The organism is Bacillus sp. FSL K6-6038, assembly GCF_038050455.1.
Classification (GTDB): domain Bacteria; phylum Bacillota; class Bacilli; order Bacillales; family Bacillaceae_G; genus Bacillus_A; species Bacillus_A pseudomycoides.
On the sequence record NZ_JBBOUH010000001.1, the window covers coordinates 4,265,890 to 4,283,836 of the forward strand.

Annotated in this window: 14 protein-coding genes and 1 pseudogene; 4 read left to right on the forward strand and 11 right to left on the reverse strand. The window is 36.6% G+C overall.

Going from position 1 to position 17,947, the window contains the following annotated elements; all coding sequences use genetic code 11:
- Positions 1-249 precede the first annotated feature (249 nt).
- Positions 250-684 (forward strand): hypothetical protein, encoded by a 435-nt coding sequence (locus tag NSQ40_RS22490; RefSeq protein ID WP_033796431.1) that lies wholly within the window; start codon positions 250-252, stop codon positions 682-684.
- Between the two features lie 71 nt (positions 685-755).
- Here the strand turns inward: NSQ40_RS22490 and NSQ40_RS22495 are convergent, their stop codons facing one another.
- From NSQ40_RS22495 to nadB, 5 genes and pseudogenes are all read right to left on the reverse strand, one after another.
- Positions 756-1,436, reverse strand: coding sequence for a YhcN/YlaJ family sporulation lipoprotein (locus tag NSQ40_RS22495; protein WP_003200431.1), 681 nt, complete (start codon positions 1,434-1,436; stop codon positions 756-758).
- Positions 1,437-3,292: 1,856 nt separating this feature from the next.
- Positions 3,293-3,461: pseudogene (safA, locus tag NSQ40_RS29535) on the reverse strand (SafA/ExsA family spore coat assembly protein); the annotation flags it as partial.
- Positions 3,462-3,665: 204 nt separating this feature from the next.
- Positions 3,666-4,772, reverse strand: a complete 1,107-nt coding sequence (nadA, locus tag NSQ40_RS22505; protein WP_003200876.1) for a quinolinate synthase NadA — start codon at positions 4,770-4,772, stop codon at positions 3,666-3,668.
- 29 nt (positions 4,773-4,801) lie between these two features.
- Positions 4,802-5,635 (reverse strand): carboxylating nicotinate-nucleotide diphosphorylase, encoded by an 834-nt coding sequence (nadC, locus tag NSQ40_RS22510; RefSeq protein ID WP_003200874.1) that lies wholly within the window; start codon positions 5,633-5,635, stop codon positions 4,802-4,804.
- A gap of 19 nt (positions 5,636-5,654) precedes the next feature.
- Positions 5,655-7,181: an L-aspartate oxidase gene (nadB, locus tag NSQ40_RS22515; protein WP_033796432.1), complete on the reverse strand. Its 1,527-nt coding sequence runs from the start codon at positions 7,179-7,181 to the stop codon at positions 5,655-5,657.
- Positions 7,182-7,552: 371 nt separating this feature from the next.
- On the opposite strand from nadB, the gene NSQ40_RS22520 reads away from it, so the two are divergent.
- The 3 genes from NSQ40_RS22520 (at position 7,553) to NSQ40_RS22530 (ending at position 9,973) form a co-directional block, all read left to right on the forward strand.
- Positions 7,553-8,695 (forward strand): IscS subfamily cysteine desulfurase, encoded by a 1,143-nt coding sequence (locus NSQ40_RS22520; RefSeq protein WP_033796433.1) that lies wholly within the window; start codon positions 7,553-7,555, stop codon positions 8,693-8,695.
- Positions 8,695-9,237: a transcription repressor NadR gene (locus NSQ40_RS22525; RefSeq protein ID WP_003200868.1), complete on the forward strand. Its 543-nt coding sequence runs from the start codon at positions 8,695-8,697 to the stop codon at positions 9,235-9,237. Before NSQ40_RS22520 ends, NSQ40_RS22525 begins: the two co-directional genes overlap by 1 nt.
- Before the next feature lie 88 nt (positions 9,238-9,325).
- Positions 9,326-9,973: an MOSC domain-containing protein gene (locus NSQ40_RS22530; protein WP_003200867.1), complete on the forward strand. Its 648-nt coding sequence runs from the start codon at positions 9,326-9,328 to the stop codon at positions 9,971-9,973.
- A gap of 34 nt (positions 9,974-10,007) precedes the next feature.
- On the opposite strand, the gene pheA is transcribed toward NSQ40_RS22530, so the two are convergent.
- The 6 genes from pheA to NSQ40_RS22560 all read right to left on the reverse strand — a co-directional run bounded on the left by pheA (position 10,008) and on the right by NSQ40_RS22560 (position 17,457).
- Positions 10,008-10,859 (reverse strand): prephenate dehydratase, encoded by an 852-nt coding sequence (pheA, locus tag NSQ40_RS22535; RefSeq protein ID WP_098802630.1) that lies wholly within the window; start codon positions 10,857-10,859, stop codon positions 10,008-10,010.
- Positions 10,860-10,955: 96 nt separating this feature from the next.
- The gene (locus tag NSQ40_RS22540) at positions 10,956-12,869 is read right to left on the reverse strand and encodes an ABC transporter permease (protein ID WP_003200862.1); all 1,914 of its coding nucleotides are present in this window, start codon (positions 12,867-12,869) and stop codon (positions 10,956-10,958) included.
- Between the two features lie 49 nt (positions 12,870-12,918).
- Positions 12,919-14,832: an ABC transporter permease gene (locus NSQ40_RS22545; protein ID WP_341286149.1), complete on the reverse strand. Its 1,914-nt coding sequence runs from the start codon at positions 14,830-14,832 to the stop codon at positions 12,919-12,921.
- The gene (locus NSQ40_RS22550; protein ID WP_003200858.1) at positions 14,807-15,583 is read right to left on the reverse strand and encodes an ABC transporter ATP-binding protein; all 777 of its coding nucleotides are present in this window, start codon (positions 15,581-15,583) and stop codon (positions 14,807-14,809) included. The genes NSQ40_RS22545 and NSQ40_RS22550 overlap by 26 nt, the downstream gene beginning before the upstream one ends.
- Positions 15,584-15,677: 94 nt before the next feature.
- Positions 15,678-16,760: a HAMP domain-containing histidine kinase gene (locus NSQ40_RS22555; RefSeq protein WP_033797278.1), complete on the reverse strand. Its 1,083-nt coding sequence runs from the start codon at positions 16,758-16,760 to the stop codon at positions 15,678-15,680.
- Positions 16,750-17,457, reverse strand: a complete 708-nt coding sequence (locus tag NSQ40_RS22560) for a response regulator transcription factor (RefSeq protein ID WP_003200854.1) — start codon at positions 17,455-17,457, stop codon at positions 16,750-16,752. The genes NSQ40_RS22555 and NSQ40_RS22560 overlap by 11 nt, the downstream gene beginning before the upstream one ends.
- Positions 17,458-17,947: the final 490 nt, after the last annotated feature.

Below are 17,947 nucleotides of genomic sequence, written 5' to 3' on the forward strand. Positions count from 1 at the left end.
ACCAGGCGGCCACATCCGCGTGTTTAGCACTTAAGCATATCTCTCGTCTTACGTAAATTAGCTCATCGCTTTGCTAATATAACATTAATGTAAAAAGAACGCAAGCTAAACATAGAAAAATTTCATTAACTTTTTACAACAGTATTTATTCCTACAACCATTAAAGTAAAATATAAATTGATTAATGCAATATATATGTTACAATAAATGTAGATACAATGAAAAATCTGGTAAACAGGAGTGAGTATATTGAAAAGAATAAAAGATGAACGTTTAATCCTTCAAAATTTAAAGAACGTTCGAATTGCCTTTCTCTTTCAATCAATTGGTATAATAGGGATCTTAGGGTATATTGGCTTCAATGAAGGTATAGATCAAATTACAAAATCTCCACTATGGTTATTATTCATACTAACAAGTATACTTCTAGCCTATTTACAAATGGGAATCTCTATTGATGCAGAAGAAAATGAAAAAGAAATGAAACTAACGCCTTATTACAAACTTGTTTTACGTTCTGCTATCGTAGGGATCATTTTTGCTATTATTTATGTTATTTTCAGCCCTGAAAGACCGCTATGGGAAGGCATTCTTATGGGAAGTATTCTCTTTTTATGCTTTTTAGCTTCTTATTCTGTTGGTTACTTTATTAAAAAAAAACGTATGCAGGATATTGATGAATGACTTTCTGCATCGCTATTTTAATATTTATGAAAGTAAAAAGGGAAAGGCCGTAAACCTTTCCCTTTTTTTTGTTATCGCACTGTACCAGTAAGACCAGCACGAACGTCTCGGAATAAATCTGATATGTCACGATTTAAATTGTTTGTAACTGTTCCGCTGCGCAGACGCGTATTCATCGCATCTACACGTTCAAACATGTCATTTTTTACTGTTACATATACATTTCGGTTTTTCACGTCATTCGCAACTGCTTGACGGATTTCATTTGCCATTGCCTTTTCATCTGTCACTGGATTGCGTGGTTTCACTGCAATAACTACATCATTTCCACGCACAACTGTAGAAACACGATCCACATTATTCATACCCTTAACACGATTTGTAATTCTTTCTGCAGTTTTACCATCATTATTAATGTATGAATTATTCATTGTAACGTTACGAGTTGGATATGGATTTGCCATTTGACCGTGGTAATTTACATCACGGTAGTAGTTATATCCAACATCATTACGACGATCATATACATTATCTGTAACTCTATTTCCATTTCGATATGTTACATAATCTGTATATCGATCTGTACGTGCTACATTATTTCTGTATGGTTGTGTATCATAATAAGATGTACGTTCATAATTGTAGTTCGCATTACGCCCATCCATCGCACTTTTATTCTTAGGTGTACCACATGCAGCTAATGCACTGGTAACTAACAAAGAAGCGGCAATAATTTTAATTTTTTTACTCAATATAAAAACCCCCCTTGTTAGGTTGAACTTCTCTCTCGAAAAGCTCCTTCTTATAGTGAGTAACAAAGGAGATTTTTACACTTGTTAATATTTCACTAGGAATTTTCTAACACGACCTCTTTATTGTTAACGCAACTCTCTCTACTCCTCATCTTCTGCAAGTGGTTCTCCAAAAATCTCTGGCGGATCTTGCTGATAATTCATCGCACCTGGCTGCGGTGCATATGCGACTTGAGCTGTTGGATAATATGGAGAATTAGGATAATATGGCCCACCTGGCTGTGGACTATATAAATTTCTTTCCTCACCACATCCACAATCTTCTTCTGCTGGCATCATTTGTGGAACATTATTACCAGCTTGCGGTTGGTATGGCATTGAAGTATGTTGCACTGGCATTTGGTGCGGCATCATTGGCATACCTTGTGTATGTGGCATTTGATAATACGGATTTTGCTGTTGTTGATATGGCATTTGATAATATGGATACTGTTGTGGCATCATTGACGATTGATATGGCATCGGTATTTGCTGCGGCATCATTGGCGGTGGTTGATTATTATCCATCATTGGCATCATTTGCGATGGTTGATTACTACCCATCATTGGCATCATTTGCGATGGTTGATTACTATCCATCATTGGCATGATATTCGGCATTTGGTTATTATCCATCATTGGCATGATATTCGGCATTTGGTTACTATCCATCATTGGCATGATATTCGGCATTTGGTTACTATCCATCATTGGCATCATTTGCGATGGTTGATTACTATCCATCATTGGCATGATATTCGGCATTTGATTATTATCCATCATCGGCATGATATTCGGCATTTGGTTACTATCCATCATTGGCATGATATTCGGCATTTGGTTATTATCCATCATTGGCATGATATTCAGCATTTGATTATTATCCATCATCGGCATGATATTCGGCATTTGGTTATTATCCATCATCGGCATGATATTCAGCATTTGGTTATTATCCATCATTGGCATGATATTCGGCATTTGGTTACTATCCATCATCGGCATGATATTCGGCATTTGGTTATTATCCATCATTGGCATGATATTCGGTGGTGTTACTTGTGGAATAATAAGACTTTCTTTTGTCACATCCGGTGCAACTATATTACCCACATTTTCCTTCTTCGTCTGTGGTGACACTATATTGCCCACATTTTCTTTTTGCACTTGTGGCGAAACAACATTACTGACGTTTTCTTTTTTCGTTTGCGGCGCAACTATATTACCTACATTTTCCTTTTTCGTTTGCGGCACCACTATATTACTTACATTTTCTTTTTTCATTTGCGGCGCAACTATATTACTTACATTTTCTTTTTTCGTTTGTGGTGACACTATATTGTTCGGTTTCATCTTATTAATAATTTGCGGGGCAATTAACTCGCTTCCTTTTTTTATTACATCTGAAATTTTATAGTCTTTTGCAGGCTTAATCGGTGGTTGTGGCGGCTGCGGTAATATATTCACTGAAAACTTTGTGCTTTCTTTTCCCACAGGTTTCTCTACCTTTTCTACAACTGGTGGCTTTTCAATTACAGCTGGTTTTTCAACGACAGGCGGCTTTTGAATAGGTACTTCTTTTTGAATAGGTATTTCTTTCTGAATCGGCTTTTCTTTTTGAATGGGCATTTCTTTTTGCGGCTTCATTTGCATTTCTTTTTGCGTTTGCTGCATAGCCGGTTGCTGCGTAATCGGCGCAGATTGATATGGTGCTTCTTCTTCATCTTCTATTCCAAGCGGCGTAGGTGTCGCTGCAAATTCTTTTTGTTGTACCTCTTTTACATATTCTTTTGGAGGAGCTGAACCAGCACCCATATTTTTTTTCACATGCACACTGCTAGATGGCACTTTTATTTTCATACCTGGCATAATCAGATCGGGATTAGTAAGTTGCGTATTCGCCTTTTTTAACGTTTCAAAATCTACTCCGTACTTTTTCGCAATTTTCCAAAGGGTATCCCCTTTTTGCACGATATGAATTTTCAAATTTTCCCCCTCCTGTATTACTTATCTATAAGCCAAAATAATGTAAAGTGAAACTGTCCTCTATAATTTAACACTCTTGCTCTTACCATTTAGTCATACACAATATTGCACGAATATGAAAAAATACAATGATTCCCTCAACACAATGTATGACTGCAATTAGCTAATTATGTTTAATAAAAAAGCGACGAAAATCCGTCGCTTTTACACACGCTCTAACATACGATTTAAGGCAAGAACTGCTTCTTTTGTCACCTGCTTATCTACTTGAATAACATTGACTTCTTCTCCACACTCTATCGTTTCTAACACCCACAATAAATGTGGTAAATCAATACGATTCATCGTTAAACAAGGACACATAAAAGGGTTTAATGAAATAATTTCTTTATCAGGGTGTTGATGAATAATCCGGTTTACTAAGTTCATCTCTGTACCAATTGCCCATTTGCTTCCAGATGGTGCTTGTTCGATCATATCAATAATATACTTTGTTGACCCTGCATAGTCAGAAGCTGTTACCACTTCATAACAGCATTCTGGATGAACAATAATATTCATATCAGGATGATTTTTTCGTACGCTTTCAATATTTTTCACAGTAAAATTTTGATGAACCGAACAATGACCTTTCCATAAAATCACCTTCACATCTTCTATATTCCCATCATATTCTAATGAATCTGTATGCGGATCCCAAACCGCCATTTTATCTAATGAAATACCTAGGTCATACGCTGTATTTCTTCCTAAATGTTGATCTGGTAAAAAAACAAGACGCTCTTTTTGCGTAAATGCCCAAGATACCATTTTTTTTGCATTTGAAGATGTTACTGTCGCCCCGCCATTTCGTCCACAAAATGCCTTAATAGCTGCCGTAGAATTGACATATGTTAATGGAATCATCGTATCCCCAAATAACTGCGTAAGTTCGTTCCAAGCTCGTTCTGTTTGTTCGATATCTGCCATATCCGCCATGGAACAGCCAGCACGCATATCTGGTAAAATAACGACCTGTTCATCGGCCGTTAACATATCTGCTGTTTCAGCCATAAAATGCACACCGCAAAAGACAATATATTTCGCTGCTTTATTGCTAGCCGCTACTTGCGCAAGTTGCAATGAATCTCCCGCAGCATCTGAAAATTGAACAACTTCATCCTTTTGATAATGATGCCCTGGAATAAATAATGCTTCCCCTAATTTTTCTTTAATTTCACGAACGCGCTCTTCCATTTCTTGTACTGACATCGTTTGATAACACTCTGGTAACATCGTTTCAATTAGCTGAACTTTCTCTAAAATACTCATTTGTAATCTCCCCCTCTAACCCTCTCACCTTAAACTTCAATATTAAAGCTAATATCTAACGCCTTTACAGAATGTGTTAATAATCCGAGTGAAATGTAATCTACCCCTGTTCCACCATAGTTCGATAAATTTTCAATTGTAATGCCGCCGGATGCTTCTGTCACAATTGTACTTGGAACAATTTTAGAAAACTCACGAACTTCTTCTGGTGTACGGTTATCAAACATAATAATATCCGCTCCTGCGGCAATCGCTTCGCGCACTTGTTCTTCTGTCTCCGTTTCCACTTCAACTTTCACCATATGCCCAAGCTTTTCTTTCACAGATGTAACAGCTTTTGTAATAGACCCTGCAAAAGCAATATGGTTATCCTTAATCATGACACCATCGTATAATCCGAAGCGATGGTTATATCCGCCTCCGCAAACAACCGCATATTTATCAAACATGCGAAGCCCTGGCATCGTTTTTCTCGTATCACAAATACGTGTATGATCACTTTCTAGTGCCAGAACAGCTTTGCGCGTCATCGTTGCTATACCACTCATGCGTTGAATAATATTTAAAATTACACGCTCCGCTGTTAATAAAGATGCAATTGGTCCTTCGACACTTGCTAAAATCTCACCTTTTTCTACGAAATCTCCGTCTTTTTTATGAAGTGTAATTTGAATGCTGTCATCTAATAATCGAAATCCTTGTTCAATTACTGTTGTCCCTACGAATACCCCCGTTTCTTTCGCAAGGAACGTTCCCTTTGCCCTTAAATTATCAGGAAAAATAAGCTGAGATGTTACATCTTTTTCTCCAATATCTTCTAGAAAAAAACTTTCTAATGCTTTTCTTACCTTTAACGCGTTCATACAATCCCTCTTCCCCTCATTACACAAGTTGTAATTTTCTATTAGCAAGAATAATTTTTTTCGTTACTTGATTTCGTCTTGGATAATCACCACGATAATGTCCACCTATGCTCTCTTTTCTTTGCAGTGCCGCTTCTGTAATGAGCTGACAAACTGTTAGCATATTTATAATTGTTATATCTTCATTTGTAAAAGCTTCATATTGCATTCGAACACTTTGTACACGATAATGTTCAAACCATTGCTTCGCATATAATAAACTCTTTTCTGTTCGTACAATTCCTACGTACGTCATCATATGTTTTTGTATTTCTTTTTTCGTAGGTAACTGAGGAACTTTTGATATTCCATGTATTTCTTCGCTATTATTTATCTTTTCTTGTACCGGATGAGCTAAAATATGTGTTCCCATTCGTTTTCCAAACACAAGCCCTTCTAACAATGAGTTGCTCGCTAATCGGTTTGCACCATGCACACCGTTACAAGCTACTTCACCTACAGCATATAAATGCGGAATAGATGTTTCTCCATCACAATTCGTTTTAATGCCACCCATATGAAAATGAGCACCAGGAACAACTGGAATTCTATTTTTTTTTACATCTATACCATTCTTTTTGCATAATGCCGATACAGTAGGAAAACGTTCTTCAAAGTTTTGAATAGAAGAAATATCCAAGTATACACTTTCACCTGCAAGAAGCTGTTCATGAATCGCACGTGCCACTACGTCACGCGGTGCAAGATCATGTTGTGGATGTACATCCAGCATAAAACGCTGTCCTTTTTCATTTAACAGAACAGCTCCTTCACCCCGTACCGCTTCTGAAACAAGTCCACAGCAACGTCCGCCTACATATAGCATCGTTGGATGAAATTGCACAAATTCTAAATCAACAAGTTCGCCACCAGCTCTGTATACCATCGCGAGTCCGTCACCTGTAATCGTCTCGTCGTTAGACGTAAATGCATACACCCCTCCAACACCGCCTGTAGCTAATACAATATGTTCAGCATAGTAACGATGTATATTTCCTTCGCTATCACGGGTCAAAACACCCTTACATGTATCATTTTCTATAATTAAATCGAGCACCATTTCTCGCTCCACTACTGTAACGTACGGAGCGACTTCCTGAACCAAATGCTCTAATAAAATTCGTCCTGTTGCATCTCCACCAGCATGTAAAATACGTCGTTTTCGATGCGCACCTTCTTTTCCAAGATGGGGTCTGTTTTCATCTCCATCAAATTCCATCCCATTTGCAATGAGCTTACGAATCTCTTTCGGCCCTTCTTCCACTAAATATCGAACTGCTTCTTCATTGTTATAGCCACAACCGGCCGCTATTGTATCTTCGTAATGATCACTCGCATTGTCATATGTAGCTACAGCTGCTGCAATTCCGCCCTGCGCTAAATGCGTATTGTTATTGCGGCCTGTTTTCTTTGTGATAATCATCACATTCTTTTCGTGACAAATCTCTTTCGCAACACTAAGTGCTGCAACACCACTTCCGATAATTAAGACATCCGCACTTGGCATGATCATTGCCTCCTAGTTTACACTTTTCAACTGTCTTGACACCTATATTTACATAGTTTTAAAATAATGACAAGAGTTTTTTAGAAAGTAATATTTTCACCAAGGAGTTTAACGAAATTCTCTTGCTATATAAATCCATTTTATTTTTTCGACATATAAATCGCTGCTATGAAGAAGAAAAGGGGACTTACACTCATTTTCTCTCTCTGTTTTTACTTGGCACGGGGCAGGAAGAGGATCTGACCGCTTCTATGCATGGCCGGATGCTCTCTCCCACCTAAAAAGAAAGGGTTTATGTCGGGTTTTTAATTTGAATTTATATACTTTAAAATAAAAAAACGAATGTAACTCTACTATAGAGAGGACTATACATTATGATATATCTTGACTATGCAGCTACAACACCAATGAGCAAAGAAGCGATTGACACATATACGAAAGCAGCACAGCAATACTTCGGTAATGAACAAAGTTTACACGATATCGGAGGGACAGCTTCGTCTTTACTACAAGTTTGCAGGGGAGCATTGGCACAAATGATTAAAGGAAAAGAACAAGGCGTATTTTTCACAAGCGGTGGTTCTGAATCTAATTATCTTGCAATCCAGTCGCTCTTAAATGCAAAAAGCGGCAAGCACATACTTACAACACCGATGGAGCACGCATCGATTCGCAGCTACTTTCAGTCATTAACAAAGCAAGGATATACAATCACGGAAATTCCTGTGGATTCATGCGGGCTTATTAACCTTAAGGCTTTAGAAGCAGCAATTACAGACGATACAGTTTTAGCAAGTATTCAGCACGGTAATTCTGAAATTGGAACCGTTCAACCTATCTCAGAAATTGGAGCACTACTAAAAAAACACCATATTTTATTTCATACAGATTGTGTACAAACATTTGGTAAACTCCCAATTGATGTCACAACGATGCAAATTGATAGCCTTTCTGTTTCCGCACATAAAATTTACGGACCAAAGGGTGTCGGAGCTTGCTATTTAAACCCAAAAGTTCGCTGGGAACCAGTCTTCCCAGGGACATCTCACGAAAAAGGATTTCGCCCTGGTACAGTTAACGCCCCCGGTATCGCTTCGTTTCTGACAGCAGCAGAGCATATATTGGACGATCGTGAAGAAGAACGCGCTCGTTTTGAGCAATTACGATCCTATTTTACAGAACAATTACAAGCAATTCCCCTTGAAATTCAAGTAGAAGGACATTCTGCTTCTTGTTTACCTCATATTATTGGGGTTACAATAAAGGGAATAGAAGGTCAGTACACGATGTTAGAATGCAATCGCCATGGCATTGCCATTTCAACAGGAAGCGCATGTCAAGTCGGCAAACAAGAACCTTCAAAAACAATGCTTGCAATTGGAAAAACGTATGAAGAGGCAAAACAGTATGTCCGCTTTTCATTTGGACGTCATACAACGAAAGAACATATTGATACAACCATTCATGCACTATGCACAATTGGAAATCAATTTTATAGAGGTGTTAAATTATAATGAAACAAAATGACCAGAAAAAGATTTTAGGAGAAGAAAGAAGACAGTTCATCTTACAATGGCTCCTTGCTGCTAACGAACCGTTATCCGGGAGTGAATTATCTAAGAAAACAAATGTCAGCAGGCAAGTCATCGTACAAGATATTTCCTTACTAAAAGCGCGAAACGAACCAATTATCGCAACTGCACAAGGATATTTATATTTAAAACCACAAGCAAAGAAAAATACATTTGAACGTGTTATCGTCTGCCAGCATAAACCAGATGAAGTACGCCAAGAATTAACATTGCTAGTCGACCACGGTGTTACAATTAAAGATGTAAAAGTAGAACATCCTGTATACGGCGACATAACAGCTTCTATTATGGTGAGCACTCGTTTTGATGTTGAACAATATTTGCAAAAAATTGAAGATACAAATGCTTCCTATCTATCTCAATTAACAGATGGCATCCACTTACATACAATTGAAGCAGATTCCACAGAAAAATTAAACGCTGCTTGTGATGCGCTAGATCGCGCTGGATTTCTTGTTTATTAAAATAAAAGCACAGAGAGTTTCATTCTTCTCTGTGCTTTTATTTATGAAATGATATAATATTGAAATCAATTGGTAAAGGAGAGATGATATGGGAATCAAACTCGTTCACTTTAGCATTGGCAAACCAAAACAAATACAATATGGAGAAAATAAAGAAATGACAACAGGCATCTGTAAAGAGCTTACAGAAGAAGCCTTTCTATCAAAAGACGGATTTCTTGGAGATGGTGTAGCTGACCTAAGGTTTCACGGCGGACCTGATCGCGCTGTTTGTGTCTATCCGTATGAACATTACGCGCTATGGGAACAAGAATTTCAAATAACACTCCCACCCTCTGCATTTGGCGAAAATATTACCGTAACAAATATGTTAGAACATGATATTTTCATCGGCGATACATATCAATTAGGTGAGGCTGTCATTCAAATTACACAAGGCCGGATACCGTGTAGTACCATCTCAAAAAGAGTTGGCATCCCCGGTATTTTACCGCGCATTGTAGAAACCGGTTATACCGGCTATTTATGCCGTGTTCTTCAAGAAGGCGTTGTTCGCAAAGACTCACAAATGAAACTACTAGAGCGCCATCCAAATCAAGTTTCTATTCTGTTTTCTAACGAAGTATATTTTCATAGACGGAAAGATACAGAGGCAATGGAGAAAATTATTGCTGTTCCAGAACTAGCAGAAGCTTGGCGCGAGCAATTAGTAGATCGCTTAGCAAAATTGAAATAAACCTCACTGCATATGCAATGAGGTTTATTTTTGTTTACAACCAATAAGACGAATAACTCCCCAGCACCGTCACAGAAAAACCAAGTGCCTCAAGCTCCATGGTTACTCCTGGCAACAACACATCATCATATGCCTTATCCACATCAATTAAGAAAAAGTAATTACCAAGTCCCGTTTTCATTGGACGAGATTCGATTTTCGATAAATTTAATTTTCTCCATGCGAAAGCTGATAATACTTGATAAAGTGCTCCTGCATAATCAGCAGGTAACGTTATCATAAGTGTCGTTTTCTCCCCGCGGTTCTCACCGTTTTTCGGTAGTAGTGCCCGCTGTTTTTTATGTAACACGAGGAAACGTGTATGGTTATTTTTATGCGTATGAATATTACGCTGCACAATTGCTAAATCATACTTCTCTGCTGCCGCTTCATTTGCAATTGCAGCGATCCTTTCTTCCGGATGTTCTTTCACATATTGCGCCGCTGCACTTGTGGAAGTCATATCCCGAACCGTTACACCTTTTAATTCTTCATTTAAAAACCTATGACATTGCGCAATCGCATGCGGATGAGAATGAACTGCATATACTTCTTTCCACACCTCTTCATAATCTGAATGCACAAGTAAATGTTGCTGAATAGGCACTGTAATTTCTCCTACAATGAAGAGCGGCTGCTCATGCACAAGATAATCAACAGTAATATTAACAGAACCTTCAATCGCATTCTCTAACGGTACAACTGCAAAGTCTACATTTCCATTTGCTGCAGCATCCATGCAATCAGGAATCGTGCGATACGGCACATGCTCTGCCTCCGGAAAAAAACGACTCACCGCCATATTTGTAAATGTTGCTTCTGGTCCTAAATAGCCAACTCGAATCATCGTCTTTTCCCCTCTTTTTCGTTTTCTTACTGTTATACCATGAATATTTTTATTTTTCTATGTGAATTTTGAATATTTTAAAAAGACTAGCGCTTGCTAGTCTATATGTTTCATATATTCTTTTTGAGCGAAGAAGAAATAGATAGCTGTTGCTGCACAATATATACCGATGATCTTTATACTTGTAAATAACACATTCATTTCCATTAAATTACTCAATGCATAGAAAGCAAATATACTATGCACTATACCGACCACAATAGGAATAAAAAATAAACTCCCCATTTGCCGTCTAACAATCCGTTTTATTTCTCCTTTCTCCATCCCTATTTTCATTAAAGACTGATACTCTTTACGATCCTGCTCAATATCTGAAAACCATTTAAAATATGTCATACTGCAAGTTGCTAAGAAAAAGAGAATACTAATAAATGATCCGATAAATAATAACACTGCTCCCCCTTCCTTAAATTGGATATATATACTGATCTTATTTCTCATCGAAGAAGAATAATCTGGAGACACTTTTCCCCTCACTTCTAACGCGAATTTTTTTTGCTCCTGCCAATTTGGAATATTATAACCATAATATACATATTTTTCATGATTAGGAATGACACCTTCCCATTGTTTAAACTGTTCATCCCGTACAACTAATAATTGATTATGGTGCCCAGCGCCATCTCCATTAAAAACCATATCTGATTTAGATTCATGCAATTTAATTTGATATGGTACTCCTAACATTTGAAAATAGAATATTTCCTTGTTATACACATCCTGACCATCAAAAGCCATTGGGTTTATAAATGTGCCATAACCTTTTTTATTGTTTACCATGCTTTTTCCTTGCTTCTTTGCTTCTTTGTTATAATCCGTTTGTGAAATAACAGTAATCGGAAACAGACGTCCGTCATGTGTTGTAATAAACTTTCCTGGTAATCCGATAAACTGTACTTTCTCTACATTTTCATAACCATATTTTTCAAATAGTGCTAAGAGCTCATCGGGAGAAATCACCTCATGAGATTCTATTCCTTTTTCTGTATAGGAAATTTCATGAGGAAATGAAAACATAGCGCTTTTGGGAAGGTCAGAAAAATATGCATATGCAGTTCCTGTTGCTGTAATAACTGTTGCTGTCAAAATAGAAATGGAAAATAAAAACTTCGCATGATCTTTCAATTTATGCTCAAGGCTGCGAAGCACAAATAGATTTGGATATGTATAATAGATATTCTTCTGTTTTTGAAGTCCTTTCAAAACAAATAAACTGCCTTGAGTAAATAAAAAATAAGTTCCTATAATTACAGTACTAAGGATTGGATAAAAGTAGAGAAATAACTCTCCTAGCGTTACTTTTACCGCAAAGGTATATCCACATAAAAGTAAAATAATCCCTAAACCAAATCGCCATTTCCCTACTTTAAAAACTCTACGTCCTTTCCTCTTATCCAATAATAAATCAACAATTTCTAACCTCCGCACATTCCACAAACTAAATAGTGCTAAAGAAAAAAACAGAATTGCATATACAACAACGGTAATCAAGAATGGTTTTATTTGAAAGATGAAATAAATCCTATTCTCTAAATCTAAGAGTACACTTAATGTCATTAAAAATAAATTTGAAAATAACATTCCAACCCCAATCCCAATACAAGTTGATACCAAGCCCACTACAGCCTGTTCTAAGAATAGTAGAATTGAGATTCTAGCATTTGTAGATCCCATTAATTTAAGCAATCCTAATTCTTTCTTTCTCGCATCAAGAAAAGTAGCATTAGAACTTAACATAAACAGTGCCGAGAACATAAGAATAAGATAACTACACCCTTGTAAACCTGATCGAATTCCAATGTGGACATTACTGTGTGCAACTTCCGGATGATGAACAAAAGATGTATACATATAAAAAACTGCTACAGAAAAAGAGCTACTTAATACAAATGCTTTATAACTCCGCCAATTCCCCCTTATATTTTGTATCGCTAGCTGCCTGACATTCATCTGCATTCCCCCTGTAACCTGTTACACACGTAAAAAGCTAGAGGTTTCCCTAGCTTTTTACGTGTTTTAAATATCCTCTTTGTGCAATCATAAAGTAAATTGCCGAAGCTACAATATATGCTTCAATAACAATCGCACCTGATTTCCATAAATCTAAATAAAGCATTTTCCCTAATGTATGAAGAGCAAATCCGCTATGCAATGTACCAATGAGAATTGGAATAAAGAAAATGACTCCCATTTGGCGAATAGCAATTTTATGAATTTCTTTATCTGTCATACCGATTCTCTTTAATGACTTAAATTGAATACGATCTTGTTCTTTATCATTAAACCATTTAAAGTATGTCATGCTGCAAGCAAAGAAGAAAAATAGTACTGCTACAAAGAAACCGATGAACATTGTAATTGCCCCTTGTTCCTTTATTGCTTTATAAGTAAGAACTGAATTATGGAAATTCTGTTGTTGTTCTTGTGCAATTTCTTTTTTCAAGTCTACTACAAGATTCTCTGTTCCTTTCCAGTCTCCAATATAATATCCGTAATATTTTGTCTTTTCTTCATCTGATACAACCTTTGCATATTTCACAAAGTCTTGATCATTAACAATAAGGTACCCTTCATCGTTAAAAACAGATTGTGAAATTGAATCATTTAGCTTAATAGACTGTTTTTGTCCGTTCAGCGTGAACTCAAATGGTTTTGTACGATCTAACTTCACAAAGTCATTCATCATATCAATTAAAACCATCGTTGCGCTTCCTGGTGCATTATGAACTTCCTCTTTCTTTTGCTTACGTGCTTCTGCATTATATTCTTTTTCTGAGATAATACCTAAAGGCATCTCATGATTGCCATTCAACCCCTCTATTTTCTGTGTTGCTGGAAGTTTTACATATGTTACTTTTCGTGCATCTTCAAACCCATGATTTTTCAATAACTCTTGCATTTTCTCTTCACTAATGATGTTATGTGTATTTACTCCCTTTTCCTCATATGAAATAGCATGCGGCGTACTAGCTACTGTTTTATAACTCATATCTTCAAAGAATACATACAGTGTACCAACCGCGGAAGAAACAACAGCTGTAATAATGGATATAACAAAGAGAAAACGAGCATTATCTTTCATTTTATAAATAAGATTACTAAGTACAAACATATTGGGATATGTATAAAAAGATTTTTTTCGTTTTTGTAACACCTTTAATACAACAGTGCTACCTTGCGTAAATAGTAAGTACGTTCCTCCAATTGTCAGTCCTACAATCGGTAAAAATAGCATAACGAAATTCATAAGCGTAACTTGGAAACAAAGTACATACGCGACAATAATACATAATATCCCGACTACACATAGCCATGTAAATGCGAAAGGCTCTACTTTTTGTTTTCTTGCTTCTCTTAATAAATCAATAATTTGCAAACGACCGACCGTCCAAAGACCGAATAGTGATAGGATGAAAAAGAGAACGAAGTATACACTAGCTGTAATCAGAACTGCTTTTCCATTCCATACAAGTGGAAGTGTTTTATCTACACCAAGTAATACACTTAAAGCTTGAAAGAAGAGCTTTGAACAAAGCATACCAAGAGCGATCCCTACTACAATTGCGATTACACCTAAAATCATTTGCTCTAGTATAATCATACGACCAAGCTGCGCTTTTGTTCCACCTATTAATGTTAATAAACCAAACTCCTTTTTTCTCGCTCGTAAAAACGTTGAGTTAGCATATAAAATAAATAGTGCTGAAAAGGTGACAATGATATAGTTCATTGATTCTAGCCCTTTTGTAACCATCGTCTTCATGCTAATGTTTCCGCTCACTACATCTGGATGATAAATGAAGGAAGCGTACATGAAAAATACTAAGATTGATAAACAACTACTAATAAGAAAAGCTTTATAATTACGCCAATTTCCTTTTACATTATTAAGCGCGAGCTGGCGAAAGTTCATGATATTCCCCCCCTAGCATCGCAAGTACATCTAAAATTTCTTGGAAAAAGGCTTGCTTTGTTTTTCCTTTATGAATTTCTGAGAAAATTTCTCCATCGCGTATAAAGAGAATACGTTCGCAATAACTAGCTGCTACTGGATCATGTGTTACCATGGCAATTGTTACTTTTTTCTGTTCATGTAAATCTTGCAGTGCGCCCATTAAAGATTTCGCAGACTTAGAATCTAAATTCCCAGTTGGCTCATCTGCTAAAATTAATGTCGGTTCATGAATAATTGCTCGTGCAGCTGCCGCACGTTGTTGTTGTCCACCCGATACTTCATATACTTTTTTATTTAAAATTCCTTCGATATTTAAAAACTTCGAAATTTCAAGTACTTTCGTATCAATTTCTTTTACAGGGCGCTTCGCCATAACTAATGGCAAAATAATATTTTCTTTAATCGATAACGTATCAAGTAAGTTAAAGTCTTGGAAGATGAACCCTAAATGTGTACGGCGAAATTCCGCTAGTTTTGTAGCACGCATTTGACTAATCTCTTCACCATTCACATAAACATGGCCTGAAGTTTGCTTATCAATTGTTGCTAATAAATTTAGAAGTGTTGTTTTCCCACTTCCTGAAGGACCCATAATACCTACAAATTCGCCTTCTTCAATTTTAAAATTTATATCGTGTAAAGCAGTCGTTGCCACTGATCCTTTTGATTGATACACCTTCGTTAAACCTTTTACTTCAAGAACACTCATTTCTAAATCCCCCTATGTGCTTTCTTCTTACATTTACTATAAGAAAAATAAGAAAAAGAAACGAGTGATTTTCCTTACAAAACCGTTTGTTATCTTACAATTTTGTCATTTTTCTCATCAATGCATGATATTCTTCATCTTTTGCAAATTGGAATGTAAATGTTGTACTTTCTCCTTCGGTTGATTGCACGTAAATTCCGTGATGAAGATTATCACAAATTTCCTTTGTAATATATAATCCCATTCCTGTTGCTTCTCTTGTTTTTCTTCCATTTGTTCCTGTAAAGAATGGTTCAAAAACTCGTTTGATGTCTTGCTTTGGAATACCAATTCCAGTATCACAAATATGTAATAAAACTGTCTGTTCCTTCTCCTCTATTTGAAACTGAATTTCTTTCTTATCCACTTGCGAGATTTTTGTGTATTTAATTGCATTCATAACAATTTGATTGATTGCAATACTAATCCATTTTCGATCGGAAGCGATCGTACACGTTTCTTCTTCAAACATTACTTTCGGATATACAGAAGATTGAATGAAAGATTTTCGATTTTGGTTAATAACCTCTCGAACAACCTCTAGTACATTTACTACCTCCACTTTGTAATCTTTTGCAAACTGTTCTAACCTTGCCATATGTAACGCTAAATCTAAACCATGTAAAATACGATTATTTTCTTCACGAATACTTTCAACCGTTTCTCTTGCTTCGCGATGCGCTTTACCAAATTTCTGCAACAGTAATTCAATCACTGAAACTGGTGTTTTCATTTGGTGAATCCATTGGTTCATAAAGATCATTTGCTGTTGACCTTTCGCATGCTGCTGGTGAACCTCATTCATATATTGCTGTCTAAGCAAAATGAATGCTTCTACAATCATTTCTTGTTCAGCCGTATAGGAAGCATCAATTAATAAAGAGTCATGTAACGTATGTCCTCCAGCAATGTATTGTTCGATTCTGTTTAAAAACACGCTGCGTTTTCGATAATCATAAATCAGGTATATAATAAATACGATAGTCGCTAGTAAAAGGCCATACAACCATGTACTCCACTGTATCGATCGTTTCTCTAAAAGTCCTTGTAGTTGTAATACAAGTCCAAATAAGCAAAGGCTCACAATATATGAAACAATTAAAGGAAAACGATCAATGAGGTAACCCTTAAGCTTCATGCCCATCTCCCCACTCTGTAAGAAGTGCGTAACCGTATCCACGCTTTGTTACGATTGCATTTACAATCCCAAGCTCCTCTAGCTTCTTTCGGACACGCTTTACGTTCACTGTTAATGTATTATCATCAACGAATGCTAGTTCATCCCATAATGCCTCTAAGAGCTCCTCACGCGTTACATATTGATTTGCCTGCTTCATTAAACACTCTAATAAATAAAATTCATTTTTTGTGAGCTCTATTTGTTTCCCTTGCCACTCAACTGTATGTTGTGATGGAAATAGCAGCAATCCCCTCACACCAAAGCAATCGCTTTCTGCCGATGAAGCATACTCACCGTATCCACGACGCAAGGCGCTTTTTACTTTCGCCATAACAATATCTAAATGGAATGGCTTTGCAATATAATCGTCACCACCGTTTTCAATTGCCATGACCTGATCCATTTCTCCGGTTCGTGCAGAGACAAAAATGATTGGTGCATTAGATACAGTTCGAATTTGACGACACCAGTAAAAACCATCAAAGTACGGGAGATTAATATCGAGTAAAACTAAATGTGGATTCACTTTCACAAATTCATCTTTTATATGGCGTAAATCTGCCACTCGAAATGATTGATAGCCATACTTCTCTAAATGTTCTTCTAATATCCCAGCAATCTTTTCGTCATCTTCTACAATTAATATTTTATACATATACTCCCTCTCCCTTGTTTCTTACTACGGAGTGACTATTTCTTTCATTCTTCTGAATTTAAAAATAAATATCTATTTTGATTTTCCAACGTATAAGTCATGGCTATAAAAAACAAAAGATGACCTCTACTTACTTTCTCCTTTTGTTTTAACTTGGCATGGGGCAGAAAAAGGATCTGACCGTTTCTACGCTCGACCAGATCCTCTCTCCCACCTAAAGATTAGGCTTTCTAACGGTTTTTCAATCTGTATTTCTATCGCTTTGACTTCTAACATACAAATTGCGGCCTTGAAAACAAGAGGAAATCCCCACTCTTTTTCTCCCTCTGTTCTCACATAGCATGGGGCTCAAAAAGGCTCTGACCGTTTCTACGCTCGACCAGATCCTCTCTCCCACCTAAAAATTAAGCTTTCTATCGGTTTTCCAATCTGTATTTCTATCGCTTTATTTACACTCCTTTCTCGATTATAAAAAAGACTGCCGTATTTT